This is a genomic window from Streptomyces endophyticus, from assembly GCF_035798155.1.
Lineage (GTDB): Bacteria > Actinomycetota > Actinomycetes > Streptomycetales > Streptomycetaceae > Streptomyces > Streptomyces endophyticus.
On sequence record NZ_JAOZYC010000188.1, the window covers coordinates 31,057 to 46,096 of the forward strand.

Sequence of the window (15,040 nt, forward strand, 5' to 3'; positions counted from 1 at the left end):
GACTCCTCAACTCCCGGTGAGCGGTTCGCAGATGGGGCACGGGCCCAGGCCCGCCTCCGTGATCGCCCCCGCGTCCGCGGGGACCGCCCGCGGCTTGCCCTCGACGAGCGGGCAGTCGGCCCGGTGCCACAGCGTGCCGCCGGGAACCATCAGCAGCCGGCCGCTGGAAGCGAGCGGGGGAGCGGGATCCGTGGTGGCGGGCGCCGGATCGGCCGTGACCAGCAGCTCGTAGAGGCGCTCCACGCGCGACGCGGCGAGCGTGCTCCTGCCGTACGCGAGGAGCACCGCGCCCGCGATGATCAGGGCCGCGCCCGGCACCGTACAGGAGGCCAGATAGGGGAGTTGGCGCTCGGCGAAGCGTTCGCCCGACATGCCGTACCAGCCGACCACGCAGAGCGCCGCCCCGGCGGCGAGCGCCGCGAGTCCCGCCCACAGGGCGGGGTGCACTGAACGTAGTCGGGCAGTCCGCATCGCCGGCCCCCACTGGTGCGCGCGTGTGTCTGGCCTTGTCCGCCGATCGCTTGCACTATGCCTTCTGGAGTCCAACTCGGAAAGCTCCGGGGACAGTTGGCCGACCCCTTTGATCCTGTCGGCCCGGCCCCGGACCGACACCCGGCGGTGAGCCTGATGGTTTTCGGGAGCACACCTCGCGCGACCCGCGGACGGGGCGCGGCCCTCGCCCTCGCCCTGGTCCTGACCCTCGGCCCTGCCCTGGCGGCCTGCGGTGACGACAGCGGCGGTGACGACAGCGCCCCGCCGACGCCGAGCCCGAAGCCGCCCACGAGCGGGGAGCCCACGAGTGCGGAGCCCTCGTCGGCGCGGCCCAGTGGGAGCGGGCCCGCCGACCGGGCCGCCGCAGAGAAGGAGATCAAGACCAACTGGAAGAAGTTCTTCGACCCGAAGGTCTCGATGAAGGAGAAGGAGGCCGTCCTGGAGGACGGCGCCAAGATGCGCCCGGTCCTGAAGAGCTTCAGCGGTGACAAGCGCGGCGGACAGGTGGAGGCCACCGTCACCAAGGTCGCCTTCACCTCGGCGACCGCGGCCGACGTGACGTACGGCCTCGCCCTCAAGGGCGCGACGGTGCTGCCCGACGCCAAGGGGACGTCGGTCGAGCGGGACGGCATCTGGAAGGTGTCCGTCAACACCCTGTGCGCGCTGGTGCAGTTGAGCGGCAATGCGTCGCCCGGCCCGGGCTGCTGAGGCGCTGGGTGTCCTCACCGCGGGCCTGGCCCTGGTGGCCGTCGCGGCCTGCGGGTCCCGGTTGCCGGAGAGCGACTTCGAGGACCGCTCCACGCCGGCGCCGCGCTCCACCGCGCCCCTCCGCGTCGGCATCATCACCAGCGCCACCAGCCCCGTCGGCGGCGCCACCTTCACCGACACCCGCGACGGCGCACAGGCGTACTTCCGGAACCTGAACCGACAGGGCGGCATCCAGGGGCGCCGCGTCGAGGTGCACCTGTGCGACGACGGCGGCAGCGGCGTCGGCAACACCGCCTGCGTGCACAAACTCGTCGACGAGCAGAAGGTCGTCGCCCTGGTGGCCACCACGTCGCTGGACTACGCGGGCGCGGAACGCGTCTCCCACGCGCGCGTGCCCGACATCGGCGGCCAGCCGATCGGCGCCGCCTACGACACGTATCCGCACCTGTACGGGATCTACGGCAGCCTCGCGCCGCGCGACGGGACACCGGGCTGGGGCGGGAAGCTGTACGGCGGCACCGAGGTCTACCGCTACTTCAAGCGCGAGCACGGCGCCCGCACCGCCGCCGTCGTCTCCTACAACCAGGCCGCTTCGGCCGCGTACGCCCGTCTGGTGACGCGCGGACTGAAGGCCGAGGGCTACCGCGTCGTCACTGAGCAGCTCGACTTCGCGCTGCCCAACTTCAAGGCCGCGGCCGCCGACCTGAAGGACGAGAAGGCCGACCTCGTCTTCGACGCCGTCGACGCGCACGGCAACGCACAGCTCTGCGAGGCCATGGACCAGGTCGGCGCCCGCGTCACCGCGAAGGTCACGAACGTACAGAACTGGACCTCGTCCGTCCGCTCCGCCTACAAGGACGCGCCGCACTGCCGCGCCTCCCTGTGGGCCACTGGTGCGAGCCGCAACTACGAGGACACCGGGCACCCCGCCGTACGCGCCTTCCGCGCCGCCACGAAGGATCTGAAGACGCACTCGCAGTGGCAGCTGGAGGGCTGGGCCGCCGCGATGTGGTTCACGGACGCCGCCCGTTCCTGTCGCACGGTCACGCGCGCGTGCGTCGACCGTTTCATGGAGCGCGGAGTACGGTACTCGGCCGATGGCCTGCTGCTTCCCGTGACGTTCGCGAGGCGCGCGGAGCCGCCGAGAACTCGAAAGACGTGCCTGTCGGTCGCGAGATGGACCGACACGGAAGGTTGGGTCACCCAGAACGGTGGCATGTCGAACACCTGTTTTGACGTCCCACAGCTCTCCTACCAGCCGTGACGTGACTCCTGATGGGTGAGCCGGCGCGATGGTTCCCGAAAACGCCTACCAATCCGGCATCCGTTCAGGAACAACATGATGATGAGGAACAACCCTCGCCTGGTCATCTCCGTCTAAGTACCCGGTAGGCGGAGAAGGCGGACTGTTCAGACAGATACGAGGGCGCATGCAGATTTCTTTCCTGATTAACAATGCGTACGGGATCGGAGGGACGATCCGCACCACGTACAACCTTGCCAGCGCGCTTGCCGACCACCACGACGTGGAGGTCGTGTCCGTCTTCCGGCACCGCGACGAGCCGGTGTTCGCGCCGGATTCGCGCGTGCGGGTGCGCCACCTCGTCGACCTGCGCAAGGGCACCGCCGGATACGAGGGCGATGACCCGGAGTTCCTGCGGCCCGCCACGGTCTTCCCGCGCAGTGAGGGGCGCTACGAGCAGTACAGCGCGCTCACCGACCGGCGGATCGCCGCACACCTCGGCTCGCTGGACGCCGATGTCGTCGTCGGCACCCGGCCCGGGCTCAATGTGCACCTCGCCCGGGACACCAGGCGCGGGGTGCTGCGCGTCGGCCAGGAGCACCTCACCCTCGGCACGCACTCCACCGCACTCCGCCGTGAACTGCGCGGCAGCTACCCGCGCCTCGACGCGCTGACCACGACCACGGAGGCCGACGCCTACGCCTACCGCGAGCAGTTGCGGCTCCCCGGCGTGCGCATCCAGGCGATGCCCAACCCGGTGCCCGAGCCCGGCATCGCGCCCGCGGACGGCAGCGGCAAATGGGTCGTGGCGGCCGGCAGGCTCGCGCCCGTCAAGCGCTACGACCTGCTGGTGCGCGCCTTCGACCAGGTGCGTGCCGAGCGACCCGACTGGCGTCTGCGCATCTACGGGGGCGGCAAGCAGAAGGACAAGCTGCGCACGCTCATCGACGAGCTCGGCCTCTACAACCACGTGTACCTCATGGGGCCCGCCCACCCCATCGAACCGGAGTGGGCGAAAGGTTCCCTCGCCGCCGTGACCTCGACCTACGAGTCCTTCGGCATGACGATCGTCGAGGCGATGCGCTGCGGTCTGCCGGTGGTCTCCACCGACTGCCCGCACGGCCCCGGCGAGATCATCGACAACGGTGTCGACGGCCGGCTCGTCAAGGTCGGCAGCGTCGAGGCCATCTCCGGCGGCCTGCTCGAACTCATCAACAACGACACGCTCCGCCAGGAGATGAGCGCCCGCGCCCTCAAGGGTTCCGAGCGTTTCGACCCGGCACGGATCGCCGAGCGCTACGAGGACCTGTTCGGCTCGCTCAGCAGCCGCGGCGGCTCCCTCGGCCTGCTGCACCGGGCCCGCGGCTCGCTCCTCGGCGGCGCCTACGCGGTGCGCGACGTCCTGCGACCGCAGCGGAAGGGACACCCCGCATGACAGCCCCCACGGCCCTGCCCCCGCCGTGCCCCGAAGGCAGCGACAACAGTGACAGGAGCGTCCGCATGCCGCCCCGAGCCGACTGCATCGCCGACTCCGCCGGCGGGCTCACCTTCGACGTCACCGACCACGGTTCGCCCGACCCGGCCCACCTGGTACTCGTCGACCGGACCGCGGGGCACACGGTGCGGCTGCCGCTCACGCCCACCGGCGAGGGGCGGCTGCGCGCGTCGCTGCCGATAAGCGTCTCCCTCGCGGAGGGCCGCTGGGACGCGTACGCGCAGGTCGCGGGCGACGAGCCGGTGCGGCTCGCGCCGGGCGTCAACGACCTGCGCTCACTGGTGGACCGGGCGCCGAGCGGCTCGCGCGGCTACGTCGCCGTACGCATCCCGTACGCCACCAAGCACGGCAACCTCACCGTGCGCAGCTGGCTGCGGGCGCCGCACGCGGAGGCCGGTGAACTGCTCATCGCGGACGGCGAGCTGACCGTGCACGGGCGGATCTACGGCGCCTCCTTCACGGCGAAGGCGTACGCGGAGATCCGCTCCCGCGCCGCGCGCGGTCCCGTGCTGCGCGGCGAACTGGACTGGGACGGGCCGCGGTTCACGCTCCGCATCGGCTACGACGAGCTGCGCGAGGGCCGTTGGGACCTGTGGCTGCGGCCCGCGGGGGACGACGGGCCGCCGGTGCGGCTCGCCCGACTGCTCGACGACATCGCCGACAAGAAGCCGATCTTCACGTACCCGGTGGCACGGGTGACCGTCGCGGGCCGCGGCGAACTGGCCGCGGAGGCCTACTACACGGGGGCCAACGACCTTTCCGTGCAGGTGAGTTCGGTCCAGGGTTAGGGGCCTACTCCTTGCGCCCGGACTCCAGCGGCCGGTCCTCGTAGGCCGCGAACTCCGGGTGGTGCAGGTCGAACGCCGGGGATTCCGAGCGGATCCTCGGCAGCGTGACGAAGTTGTGGCGCGGCGGCGGGCAGGCCGTCGCCCACTCCAGGGACCTGCCGTACCCCCACGGGTCGTCGACCTCGACCTTCACCCCGTACTTCGTCGTCCTCCAGACGTTGTAGAGGAACGGCAGCGTGGAGAGGCCGAGCAGGAACGCGCCGATCGACGAGAGGGTGTTGAGCGCCGTGAAGCCGTCCGCCGCGAGATAGTCCACGTACCGGCGCGGCATGCCCTCCGCGCCCAGCCAGTGCTGGACCAGGAACGTCGTGTGGAAGCCGACGAACAGCGTCCAGAAGTGGACCTTGCCGAGCCGCTCGTCGAGCAGCTTCCCCGTCAGCTTCGGCCACCAGAAGTAGAAGCCGGCGAAGGTCGCGAAGACGACCGTGCCGAACACCACGTAGTGGAAGTGCGCCACCACGAAGTACGAGTCGGTGACATGGAAGTCCATCGGCGGCGAGGCGAGGATGACGCCGGTCAGGCCGCCGAAGAGGAACGTGGTCAGGAAGCCGACCGACCACAGCATCGGCGTCTCGAAGGACAGTGAGCCCTTCAGCATCGTCCCGGTCCAGTTGAAGAACTTCACGCCCGTGGGCACCGCGATCAGGAACGACATGAACGAGAAGAAGGGCAGCAGCACCCCGCCGGTGGCGAACATGTGGTGCGCCCACACGACCACCGACAGGCCCGTGATCGCCATCGTCGCGCCGACCAGCATCGTGTAGCCCCAGATCGGCTTGCGGCTGAAGACCGGCAGGATCTCGCTGATGATCCCGAAGAAGGGCAGCGCGATGATGTAGACCTCCGGATGCCCGAAGAACCAGAAGAGGTGCTGCCACAGCAGCGCACCCCCGTACTGCGCCTCGAACACCACGGATCCGAACCGCCGGTCCGCCTCCAGGCAGAGCAGCGCGGCCGCGAGCACCGGGAACGCGAGCAGCACCAGGATCGACGTGAACAGCGTGTTCCACGTGAAGATCGGCATCCGGAACATCGTCATGCCGGGCGCCCGCATCCCGATGATCGTGGTCAGGAAGTTCACCGAGCCGAGGATCGTGCCGAACCCGGCGAGCGCGAGCCCCATGATCCACATGTCGGCGCCGATGCCGGGGGAGCGGGTCAGGCTGTTCAGCGGCGCGTACGCGAACCAGCCGAAGTCCGCTGCCCCGCCCGGCACCACGAGCGAGCCGAGCACGATCAGGCCGCCGAAGAGGAACAGCCAGTACGAGAACATGTTCAGGCGCGGGAACGCGACGTCCGGCGAGCCGATCTGCAGCGGCATGATCTCGTTGGCGAAGCCCGCGAAGGTCGGCGTCGCGAACAGCAGCAGCATGATCGTGCCGTGCATCGTGAACAGCTGGTTGTACTCCTCGTTGGAGAGCACCTGCAGGCCGGGGCGGGCGAGTTCGGCCCGCATGAGCAGGGCCATGACCCCGCCGATCAGGAAGAAGCCGAACGACGTGATCAGGTAGAGGTGGCCGATCTTCTTGTGGTCGGTCGTGGTCAGCCAGTCCACGACGACCCGGCCCGGTCGTCGCTCGCGCGGCGCCCCCACCGTCGCAGGCCCGGCCTGCACCCCGGTCGTTCCCATCGCTTGCCCCCTCGCTGCTCGGCTGCGCGCCTCGGGCCTGCCGCGGACTCAGGCCATGATGCTCGCGTGGGTACCCGTGCGACAGAGGGCGTACCTCTGTTTCTGGCATGGACAGACAATTCCCGGACGGCCTCAACTCGCCCGTGCCGCCACCGTATTCGGAATGCCAGAGGAATTGAGCAAAAGGGTGCAGGGCTCGTGGAGGCGGCTCGGCGGAGACTTTTCGGCGGGCCGTGGGAATTCGATAAGGAGGGGCGTTACGGGTGAAAGTAAGGAGCAAGTAAGAGGCAAGGAACGCCCGATCGTGTGAGGAACTCCTAAAAAACAACTGTCGTGATCTTGTGACAAAAGCGTGACCCGCGGCCTACCGTGGCCGCATGGCACCCATCCCCACCCCGCCCGCGGAACCACAGGACAATCCGGACGCGTACGTCGGGCTCGACGCGCACAGTGCCGAGTCGCAGGCGGGCGCGCGTGGCTGGTCCACCGTCAGGCAGCTGCCGCCGGGCGCGATCATCACCATGGAGTACCTGGCCGGGCGGCTCAACTTCGAGGTCACCGAGGGAAAGGTGACGCGCTGCTGGAAGGGCTGAGGGCCCCCGGCCCGCCGTCCACCGGCCCCTGAAGCGTGCGAAGGCCCCCGAACCTGAAGCAGGTTCGGGGGCCTTCGCGGTGCGGGGCTTGGCTGTGCGTACCGGGCCCCGCCGTCTGTGGGCGCGCTCAGGACACCGTTCTCGTCGACGGCGCCCCGCGCGTGACTCTCTCCGTGGCCGGGCGGCGGCTGCCCGCCGGGGTGATCGGCGTGCGCTCGCCGCGCGGGGTGTGCGGGCCCTGTGGGAGCAGCTGGCGGCCGGCCCTGGTCGCGCCGACGGACTCGCGTGCGGGGGTCGCGGTCCTCGCGGGAACCGGCACGGGGTCGGACTCCGGCTGTGGCAGCCGGGCGCCGGAGCGGCGGCTGCGCAGGAGGTCGCGCAACGAGAAGATCCACGCCTCCGCGCGGGCCACCAGCGGCTCGCACCACGGCAGCGCGAGCAGGATGAGCAGGCCCGCGGCCCAGCCGAGCAGTACGTCGCTCAGCCAGTGCGTACCGAGATAGACCGTGGTCAGGCCGACGCTCAGGGAGATCACAGCGGAGACCGCGGACAGCCAGCGCCTGGCCCGCGGAGTGGAGGCGAGGTAGGCGAGGATGCCCCAGGTCACCACCGCGTTCGCGGTGTGACCCGACGGGAATATATCGCCGCCCTGCCACATCTCGCTCGACCCGATGGCGGTCGCGTAGTGCGGGCCCGCGCGGCCCATCCCGTACTTGGCGGCGCCCACCGTCACGTTGAGCAGCAGCAGCGAGGTGCCGAACATCAGCAGCGGGCGCAGCGTGTGCTGGCGCCACGAACGCCAGCCCAGCCACGACATCACCATGACGGCCGTCGGGCCACGCTGGCCGAGGACGACCCAGTAGTCGAGGAAGGCGTGGATGTCCGGCCACTGCTGGTAAGGCCGGAAGAACATGACCTGCCAGTCGACCGCGACCAGCCATGACGTGGTGAGCACTGCCGCCACGATCGTGAGGTAGAAGGACAGGGTCAGCCCGAAGAGCACGACCCGGTGCCGGCTCATGTGGGGGATGTCCACATGAGCCGGTCGTTCGGGCTCGCGATCGAGCCTGGCGAAGACCCGCTCCACACGGCGGGTCAGGTTTCGTTCGGTACGCACTCAATCGACGCTACAGCGACCGACAGGTGGACCAGAACGAATCAGGAGCTTTGTGATGACGATGTGATGTGGGATTGATCTCAGGTGGCCGATTATTCCCACGATTTCAACCACCCGGAAGGAAAGATTCCCGAATTCAAAGATCGTTTCCGGGGCTCATTATATGACGCTTATGAATGCGTTCACCTGATACCCGTACGGAATTGGCCGTTCACTCACCGCTCATGGCGGTCCCGACCCGTTCAACCAGAACGCTCCGTAGGCCGCCGACAACGCTGCGAGACCGCCGACCACCCCTGCGGAGCAGGCCGTACGCCACCGGGCGAGCGCCACCGCGAGCGGCAGCAGCAGCGGGAACGCGGGCAGCAGCAGCCGCGGCTTCGAGCCGAAGTACCCCGAGGCGCACAGCGCGAGCACGACCACGATGCCCGTGTAGACGAGCACCGGCACGGGCTGGTGCTGTCGCACCCCGGCGACGTACAGCCAGATCACCAGCGCGACCCCGACGATCAGCCCCACCCCGGCGAGCGCGCCCAGCGGCGACGTGAATTGGTCGGCGACGAACCCGGCGAAGGCGGCGCCCCCGTCGAAGCCGTTGCCCCACTGCGCCTGTACGTCGAGATAGCCGAAGAGCCCGCCACCGGTCCGCCGCCCGACCCACAGCACGTACGCCGCCGCGCCCAGCGGCGCGAGCAGCACCCCGAGAGCGAGCCGCCACGACACCCGCCGCTCCCGCGCGATCCACAGTGCCGCCGCCACCCACACCGCCACCACGACGGCCGCCCCGATCGGCCGGGTCAGACCCGCGAGGGCGGCGAGCAGCCCCGCGCTCAGCCAGTTCCGGCGCAGCACCGCGTACAGGCCCCACGCCGCGAGCGCCGTGAACAGCGCCTCGCTGTACGCCATCGACGCCACGATCCCGACGGGCAGCGCACCCCACAGCACGGCAAGCCAGATCCCGGCGGTCCGCCCGTGCAGCAGATCCCCGACGGCGAAGATCCCCCACGCCGCCGCGAGCGAGGCGAGCACGCTCACCACGAGGCCCGCGTCCGCGTACGACAGCGGGCTGATCGCCGAGACGAAACGTTCGAGCCACGGAAGCAGCGGAAAGAACGCGAGGTTCGAGTGCACGGAGCCGTCGGGCAGCGTCACCGACCAGCCGTAGCCGTGCTCGGCGATCCGTGTGTACCAGAGCGAGTCCCAGCGGGCCGTGAGCAGCGTGTGCGCGCTCTTGCCCGTCGCCGCGCTCCACACCGCGAGCACCAGCAGGCCGAGCACCCGCACCGCGGCGTATCCGAGCAGGGCGGGCACGGCGTGCCGCGGCGAGGGTCGATGTCGTTGGTCCACGTCCGTCACGGCCCCGATTATCGGCATCCGCCCCATGAGCCACGTCAGCAGGCCCCTTTCCCTCAAGTGGTGCACGCCACACCCGCGTGGAGATGCCTTGAGAGGTCCGCCACGTGTCATTGGCGAGAACTCGCGTACGCTGACGGCTTACTCGCCGTATCGCCGCGGGGCCGGGAGACCGCTCCTCCCGAGCCAGATCCCCGGACCAGGCCTATGCCGTCCCCAGTCCTGGGATCCGCCGAATGCGAGGACCACTGGGAGGTACGTACATGTCCGGGACGAACACGGCCTCCGGGCGCGCGCTCGGTCGCCTGGCCTCCATGGGAGCCCGCCCCCACCGCTGGGTCGTCCTCGTCGTCCTGTGCACGAGCCTCCTTCTGGTCGCCCTCGACTCGACCATCCTCTACGTCGCGCTGCCCGCGGTCACCGAGGACCTCAAGCCCACCTCCGTCGAGCTCCTGTGGATCGGCGACGCGTATCCGTTGGTGTGCGCCTCGCTGCTGATCCTGTTCGGCACGCTGGGCGACAGAGTCGGCCGCCGCAAGATCCTGCTGCTCGGCTACGGCCTGTTCGGCGCGGCCTCCGCGCTCGCCGTGGTCTCCGACACCGCGCAGGTGCTCATCGTGGCCCGCGCGTTCCTCGGCATCGGCGGCGCGATGATCATGCCCGCGACGCTCTCGATCCTGCGCGACGTCTTCCCCGACCGGCACGAGCGGGCCGTCGCGATCGGCGTGTGGACCGCGGTCGCCGCGGTCGGCGCCGCCACGGGACCCGTACTCGGCGGCTTCCTCGTCGAGCACTTCTGGTGGGGCTCCGTCTTCCTCATCAACATCCCGCTGATGTTGATCATGCTGCCGCTGTGCCGGGTCCTCGTGCCCGAGTCCAAGGGGCGCAGCGACGGTCCGTGGGACCTGTTCGGCGCGCTGCTCGCCGCGCTCGGAGTGCTCGGTGTCGTCTACGGCATCAAGGAACTGGGCACCAAGCGCGATCTGCTCGACGCCGAAGCCGTGCTGCCGTTCGTCGTCGGCCTCCTACTGCTCTTCCTCTTCGTGCGCCGACAGCGCCGCCGCGAGCACCCGCTCATCGACATGAAGCTGTTCTCGCGGGTCGCGTTCTCCACCTCCGTCGGCTGCATCGTCATCGCGATGCTCGCCCTCGTCGGCCTCGAACTGATCGCGGTCCAGTACCTCCAGCTGGTGCTCGAACTCAGCCCGCTGGAGACCGGCCTGCGGATGCTGCCGCTGACCTTCGCCGCGATGACCGCGGGCGTCCTGGGCTCGGCGGTCCTGCGCCGCTTCGGCCCGCGCGCCATGGTGTCGTCCGGCTTCGCGCTGACCGCCTGCGCGGTGCTGATGCTCTGCGCGATGGGCCAGCAGGACAAGCCGTGGCTGCTCGGCCTCGGCTTCGTCCTGCTCGGCTTCGGCTTCCAGAGCACGCTGTTCGGGGCCTACGAGTCGATGCTCACGGAGGCGCCCGCGGACGACGCGGGGGGCGCGGCCGCGATCGGCGAGACCTCGTACCAGCTGGGCGCCGGCATGGGCATCGCGCTGCTCGGCTCCGTGATGAACGCGGCGTACGCGCCCGGTCTCGGCAATGTGCCGGGAGTCTCCGACGGCACGTCGACCGCCGCGGGGCACTCTCTGGGGGAGGCGTACCAGATCGCCGCGCGGCTCGGAGGCACGGCGGGGGACGCGCTGCGGGAGGCCGCGCGCGCCGCGTTCGTGCATGGTCTGCACGTCACGCTGGTCGTCAGTGCGGTGCTGCTGTTCGTGGGGGCCGTCGCCGCGCTGCGACTGCCCCGGCGGATGGAGTGCGAGGCGCCCGAGGCGCCCGAGGTTCCCGCGGCGGACGACGCGGACGTGGCGGCGCCGCGACGGGCCTCGTCACGGACTGAGTCCTCGGCGTCCTCGGCCGCGTGACCCGCGGTTCGGGGGGAGGCCCCCGAACCGCTCAGCTCTGATTGAAGAAACCATCCGCCGGTTCCTTGGTGTCACGTCCCGAGACGATCTGCGTGTCCGCGGGGCTCAGCAGGAACACCCGTGTGGCGACCCGGTCGATCGAACCCCGGAGCCCGAAGATCAGGCCCGCCGCGAAGTCCACCACGCGCTTGGCGTCGGACGCCTCCATCGACGTGAGGTTCATGATGACCGGAACCCCGTCCCGGAACATCTCTCCGATGCGCCGCGCGTCCCGGAAGCTGTCGGGGGTCACCGTGCCGATGCGGCGGCCCTTCTCCTGGGCCTCCTCGGAGGCGACCTTCACGCGCGGGTCCGTGACCCAGGCAGCATCGCCGGCGGCGGCCGGCTCGGGCCCCTCGTCGTAGTCGTCGTCGTAGTAACGCTCTTCATCGTTGTCGTCGACGAGGCCAAGCCAGGCACTCGCCTTGCGCACCGATCCCATGGACGCCTCCTCTCAGCGGTTCCTCTGCGTTCCGCATGTCGTGCATCCCCAATGTTCGTCCATGATGCAGATGTGACGCCAAGGGGATAGTCGCCGCGCGGGGGTTTCGTGACGGTACTGGTGCACAGTCTGCGTGACGTTGTCCCCCAGTTCCCAAGGGTTGTACGGGATACGGCTGCTGATGGTGAGTGAAATATGATTCTTCACGGCGTATGGGTGACCTTCGGTGCGTACGGGTGAACGGGAAGGTCGCGCAAGGGCTCGATACGATGGCGTCGTCGCGCGGTCGAGTTGACGGGCCGTCATTCGACGTACGGGGGAGTCTTCTTGTTCGGCATGGTTCGGCCCTGCTCTCATCGGCTCGGTGAGAGCCTCAGGAACCAGTGGATGGCCCACCTCTGCGGGCTCTGTCTGGCACTGCGCGGTGACCACGGGCAGTTCGCCCGCGTCGCCACCAACTACGACGGCCTGCTCATCTCGGTCCTGACGGAGGCTCAGAGCGAGCGGGTAGGCGCGGCCGGGGCGTGGCGGCGGCAGGCCGGGCCCTGTCCGCTGCGAGGCATGCGGGGCGCGTCCGTGGCGCAGGGCGAGGGTGCGCGGCTCGCCGCGGCCGTCTCCCTGGTGCTCGCCTCGGCGAAGGTGCGCGATCACGTCGACGACCGTGACGGCCTGTTCGCGCGCAGGCCGGTGGCCGCGGCCGCGCGGAAGGTCGCCGCGGGCTGGACAAGGGCCGGGGCCCGTACGGGATCTGACGTCGGGTTCGACACGGCGGTCCTGGTCGACGCCGTCGAGCGGCAGGCCGGGGTCGAGGCGCTGGCCGGGCCCGGCACCAGCGTGCTCGCCGTGACCGAGCCGACCGGGACCGCGACCGCCGCCGCCTTCGCACACACCGCGACGCTCGCCGGCCGGCCCGCGAACGCCGAACCGCTCGCCGAGGTCGGCCGGTTGTTCGGGCGGCTCGCACATCTGCTGGACGCCGTCGAGGACCGGGACGCCGATGCCGCCTCCGGCGCCTGGAACCCGCTCACCGCCACCGGCACCTCGCTCGCCGAGGCGCGGCGCCTCGCCGACGACGCCCTGCACGGCATCCGGCTCGCGCTCCGCGACGTCGACTTCGTGGACGGCAGGCTGGCGCACCTGCTGCTCGCGCACGAGCTGGGCCGCTCGGTGGACCGGGCGTTCGGGACCGGGGCGTGCGCCACCGCCCACGCGCACTCCGGGGCGGCGTCCACGCCGCAGCAGGGCGACGGTTCGGCGCCGCGGGCGCCGGACGGGCCGGGGGGCTCGGGTCCGTACGGATCTCGCCATCCCTACGGCGGTGGCGATCCTTACGGGGGTGGCGATCCCTACGGCGGCGGTGGTCCTGGCGGGCCGGGGGGCCCGGGTGGGCCCGGCGGCCTCGGGGGCGACCCGTTCGGGAAGTCGCCGAAGCCGGGGAAGCGGGGGCTGCTCGCCGGGTGCGCCGTCGCGGTCGGGCTGTGCTGCACCTGCAAGGTGTGCTGCGCCGAGGAGTACGAGGGGGCGTGGTCCCGGAAGAAGCGCGAGGGCTGCTGCCGGAACTGCGACGGACCCGACTGCTGCGATTGCTGTGACTGCTGTTCGTGCTGCGACTGCGGAGTCTGAGGTACCGGCTCTGGACGGGGCGTGGCGGTTGCGAAGAACTGAGGGAAGTCCGAAAGGCGCTCTTGTGCGTGGCAGTTGGACCGGCGAATACTCCCGTCAGCGATTGTCAGGAGCACGGCGGGTGTCCGGGATCCGGACAGCCGCCCACATCCTGACTGCGCCTCACGGGCCCCACCCCACGAGGGCCCCCGACTTCCCTACGGGAGGAACGAGCAGTGAGGATCAAGCGCAGTACCCCCCGCAGCGGCAGAACCAGATCGACCCGGCTGATCGCCGTCGGTTCCGGTCTGCTCGCCGTGGCAGCATTCGCGATACCCTCCGCCAACGCGTCCGACGCCTCGCAGACGTTCAGCGCCGCCGAACTCACCCAGACCCGTGACGCCGTCCGGTCCGCCGATGTCGCCGGCACCGCCTGGGCCGTCGACTCCAAGACCAAGCAGGTCGTCGTCACCGTCGACAGCACGGTCTCGCAGGCCGAGATCAACAAGATCGAGAAGGCGGCCGGCGACACCGCGGGCGCCCTCAAGGTCGAGCGCACGGCGGGCACCTTCAAGAAGCTGGTCTCCGGCGGCGACGCCATCTACGCGAGCAGCTGGCGCTGCTCACTCGGCTTCAACGTCCGCAACAGCGCCGGGGCCTACTACTTCCTGACCGCCGGGCACTGCACCGACGGCGCCGGGACCTGGTGGTCCAACTCCGGGCACACCACGACCATCGGCAGCACCACCGGGTCCAGCTTCCCCGGCAACGACTACGGCATCGTCAAGTACGCGAGCGGGGTCTCCACACCCCCCGGTACCGTCGGCAGCGTGGACATCACGCGCGCGGCCACGCCGTCCGTCGGCACCACCGTCACCCGGCGCGGCTCCACCACCGGCATCCACAGTGGCCGGGTCACCGCCCTCAACGCCACGGTGAACTACGGCGGTGGCGACATCGTCTCCGGCCTCATCCAGACCACGGTCTGCGCCGAGCCCGGCGACTCCGGCGGCCCGCTCTACGGCGGCTCCACCGCCTACGGCCTCACCTCCGGCGGCAGCGGCAACTGCTCCTCCGGCGGCACCACGTTCTTCCAGCCGGTGACCGAGGCCCTCAGCGCGTACGGCGTGAGCGTCTACTGATCCGACCGCTCCACCGCGGGTTACGTTCCGCAGTCGCAGCCAGCAGTGGGAGCCCCCGCCCGGCCATTTCGGCCCGGCGGGGGCTCTCCCTATGCGCCCCTTACGGCGTTACGGTCGAAGTACACGCCTTTTGCGCCCACTTCGGACCCTGGGGGACCGTGAGATGGTCGAGGAACTGGTGACGGCGGGAGTGGCCGTCGTATGTGCCGGCGGGGTCTACGTGATGTCCGCGGCGCGGGTCGTCAAACAGTACGAGCGCGGGGTGGTGTTCCGGCTCGGCCGGCTCACCCGGTCCGTGCGCGGCCCGGGGTTCACGATGATCGTGCCGTTCGTGGACCGGATCCGTAAGGTCAACATGCAGATCGTGACGATGCCGGTGCCCGCGCAGGACGGCATCACGCGGGACAACGTCACGGTGCGGGT

The 15,040-nt window shown here is 70.4% G+C and carries 14 protein-coding genes; 9 read left to right on the top strand and 5 right to left on the bottom strand.

Going from position 1 to position 15,040, the window contains the following annotated elements; translation table 11 throughout:
• Nucleotides 1-6: 6 nt before the first annotated feature.
• Nucleotides 7-471: a hypothetical protein gene (locus tag OKJ99_RS37870; protein WP_326022952.1), complete on the bottom strand. Its 465-nt coding sequence runs from the start codon at nt 469-471 to the stop codon at nt 7-9.
• Between the two features lie 156 nt (nt 472-627).
• On the opposite strand from OKJ99_RS37870, the gene OKJ99_RS37875 reads away from it, so the two are divergent.
• The 4 genes from OKJ99_RS37875 to OKJ99_RS37890 all read left to right on the top strand — a co-directional run bounded on the left by OKJ99_RS37875 (nt 628) and on the right by OKJ99_RS37890 (nt 4,726).
• The gene (locus tag OKJ99_RS37875; protein WP_326022953.1) at nt 628-1,200 is read left to right on the top strand and encodes a hypothetical protein; all 573 of its coding nucleotides are present in this window, start codon (nt 628-630) and stop codon (nt 1,198-1,200) included.
• Nucleotides 1,175-2,464 carry an ABC transporter substrate-binding protein gene (locus OKJ99_RS37880; RefSeq protein ID WP_326022954.1) on the top strand — a complete coding sequence of 430 codons (1,290 nt, stop codon included), beginning with the start codon at nt 1,175-1,177 and terminating at the stop codon, nt 2,462-2,464. The genes OKJ99_RS37875 and OKJ99_RS37880 overlap by 26 nt, the downstream gene beginning before the upstream one ends.
• 166 nt (nt 2,465-2,630) lie before the next feature.
• A complete protein-coding gene (locus OKJ99_RS37885) occupies nt 2,631-3,878 on the top strand; it encodes a glycosyltransferase family 4 protein (protein WP_326022955.1) in 1,248 nt (415 codons plus the stop codon).
• A gap of 65 nt (nt 3,879-3,943) precedes the next feature.
• Nucleotides 3,944-4,726: a hypothetical protein gene (locus OKJ99_RS37890; RefSeq protein WP_326022956.1), complete on the top strand. Its 783-nt coding sequence runs from the start codon at nt 3,944-3,946 to the stop codon at nt 4,724-4,726.
• A 4-nt stretch (nt 4,727-4,730) separates the two neighbouring features.
• Here the strand turns inward: OKJ99_RS37890 and ctaD are convergent, their stop codons facing one another.
• Nucleotides 4,731-6,416 (bottom strand): aa3-type cytochrome oxidase subunit I, encoded by a 1,686-nt coding sequence (gene ctaD, locus OKJ99_RS37895; protein ID WP_326022957.1) that lies wholly within the window; start codon nt 6,414-6,416, stop codon nt 4,731-4,733.
• A 377-nt stretch (nt 6,417-6,793) separates the two neighbouring features.
• Between ctaD and OKJ99_RS37900 the strand changes: the two genes are divergently transcribed.
• Nucleotides 6,794-7,009: an I78 family peptidase inhibitor gene (locus OKJ99_RS37900; RefSeq protein ID WP_326022958.1), complete on the top strand. Its 216-nt coding sequence runs from the start codon at nt 6,794-6,796 to the stop codon at nt 7,007-7,009.
• A gap of 127 nt (nt 7,010-7,136) precedes the next feature.
• Here the strand turns inward: OKJ99_RS37900 and OKJ99_RS37905 are convergent, their stop codons facing one another.
• Together OKJ99_RS37905 and OKJ99_RS37910 are read right to left on the bottom strand one after the other, a co-directional pair.
• Nucleotides 7,137-8,126 carry a phosphatase PAP2 family protein gene (locus OKJ99_RS37905; protein WP_326022959.1) on the bottom strand — a complete coding sequence of 330 codons (990 nt, stop codon included), beginning with the start codon at nt 8,124-8,126 and terminating at the stop codon, nt 7,137-7,139.
• Between the two features lie 222 nt (nt 8,127-8,348).
• Nucleotides 8,349-9,482 (bottom strand): hypothetical protein, encoded by a 1,134-nt coding sequence (locus OKJ99_RS37910; protein ID WP_326022960.1) that lies wholly within the window; start codon nt 9,480-9,482, stop codon nt 8,349-8,351.
• A 260-nt stretch (nt 9,483-9,742) separates the two neighbouring features.
• Between OKJ99_RS37910 and OKJ99_RS37915 the strand changes: the two genes are divergently transcribed.
• Nucleotides 9,743-11,392: an MFS transporter gene (locus tag OKJ99_RS37915; protein ID WP_326022961.1), complete on the top strand. Its 1,650-nt coding sequence runs from the start codon at nt 9,743-9,745 to the stop codon at nt 11,390-11,392.
• A 31-nt stretch (nt 11,393-11,423) separates the two neighbouring features.
• Here the strand turns inward: OKJ99_RS37915 and OKJ99_RS37920 are convergent, their stop codons facing one another.
• A complete protein-coding gene (locus OKJ99_RS37920; protein WP_326022962.1) occupies nt 11,424-11,873 on the bottom strand; it encodes a cell division protein SepF in 450 nt (149 codons plus the stop codon).
• A gap of 327 nt (nt 11,874-12,200) precedes the next feature.
• On the opposite strand from OKJ99_RS37920, the gene OKJ99_RS37925 reads away from it, so the two are divergent.
• From OKJ99_RS37925 to OKJ99_RS37935, 3 genes are all read left to right on the top strand, one after another.
• Nucleotides 12,201-13,496 carry a DUF5685 family protein gene (locus tag OKJ99_RS37925; protein ID WP_326022963.1) on the top strand — a complete coding sequence of 432 codons (1,296 nt, stop codon included), beginning with the start codon at nt 12,201-12,203 and terminating at the stop codon, nt 13,494-13,496.
• 215 nt (nt 13,497-13,711) lie between these two features.
• Nucleotides 13,712-14,617 carry a S1 family peptidase gene (locus OKJ99_RS37930; protein ID WP_326022964.1) on the top strand — a complete coding sequence of 302 codons (906 nt, stop codon included), beginning with the start codon at nt 13,712-13,714 and terminating at the stop codon, nt 14,615-14,617.
• A 163-nt stretch (nt 14,618-14,780) separates the two neighbouring features.
• Nucleotides 14,781-15,040 (top strand): SPFH domain-containing protein (locus OKJ99_RS37935; protein WP_326022965.1); only part of this gene is annotated, 260 nt, incomplete at its 3' end.

Bases quoted from the DNA above. Each gene is read 5' to 3' on its own strand.
- OKJ99_RS37870 (WP_326022952.1), bottom strand. From the start codon at position 471: ATGCGGACTGCCCGACTACGTTCAGTGCACCCCGCCCTGTGGGCGGGA.
- OKJ99_RS37875 (WP_326022953.1), top strand. From the start codon at position 628: ATGGTTTTCGGGAGCACACCTCGCGCGACCCGCGGACGGGGCGCGGCC.
- OKJ99_RS37880 (WP_326022954.1), top strand. From the start codon at position 1,175: ATGCGTCGCCCGGCCCGGGCTGCTGAGGCGCTGGGTGTCCTCACCGCG.
- OKJ99_RS37885 (WP_326022955.1), top strand. From the start codon at position 2,631: ATGCAGATTTCTTTCCTGATTAACAATGCGTACGGGATCGGAGGGACG.
- OKJ99_RS37890 (WP_326022956.1), top strand. From the start codon at position 3,944: ATGCCGCCCCGAGCCGACTGCATCGCCGACTCCGCCGGCGGGCTCACC.
- ctaD (WP_326022957.1), bottom strand. From the start codon at position 6,416: ATGGGAACGACCGGGGTGCAGGCCGGGCCTGCGACGGTGGGGGCGCCG.
- OKJ99_RS37900 (WP_326022958.1), top strand. From the start codon at position 6,794: ATGGCACCCATCCCCACCCCGCCCGCGGAACCACAGGACAATCCGGAC.
- OKJ99_RS37915 (WP_326022961.1), top strand. From the start codon at position 9,743: ATGTCCGGGACGAACACGGCCTCCGGGCGCGCGCTCGGTCGCCTGGCC.
- OKJ99_RS37920 (WP_326022962.1), bottom strand. From the start codon at position 11,873: ATGGGATCGGTGCGCAAGGCGAGTGCCTGGCTTGGCCTCGTCGACGAC.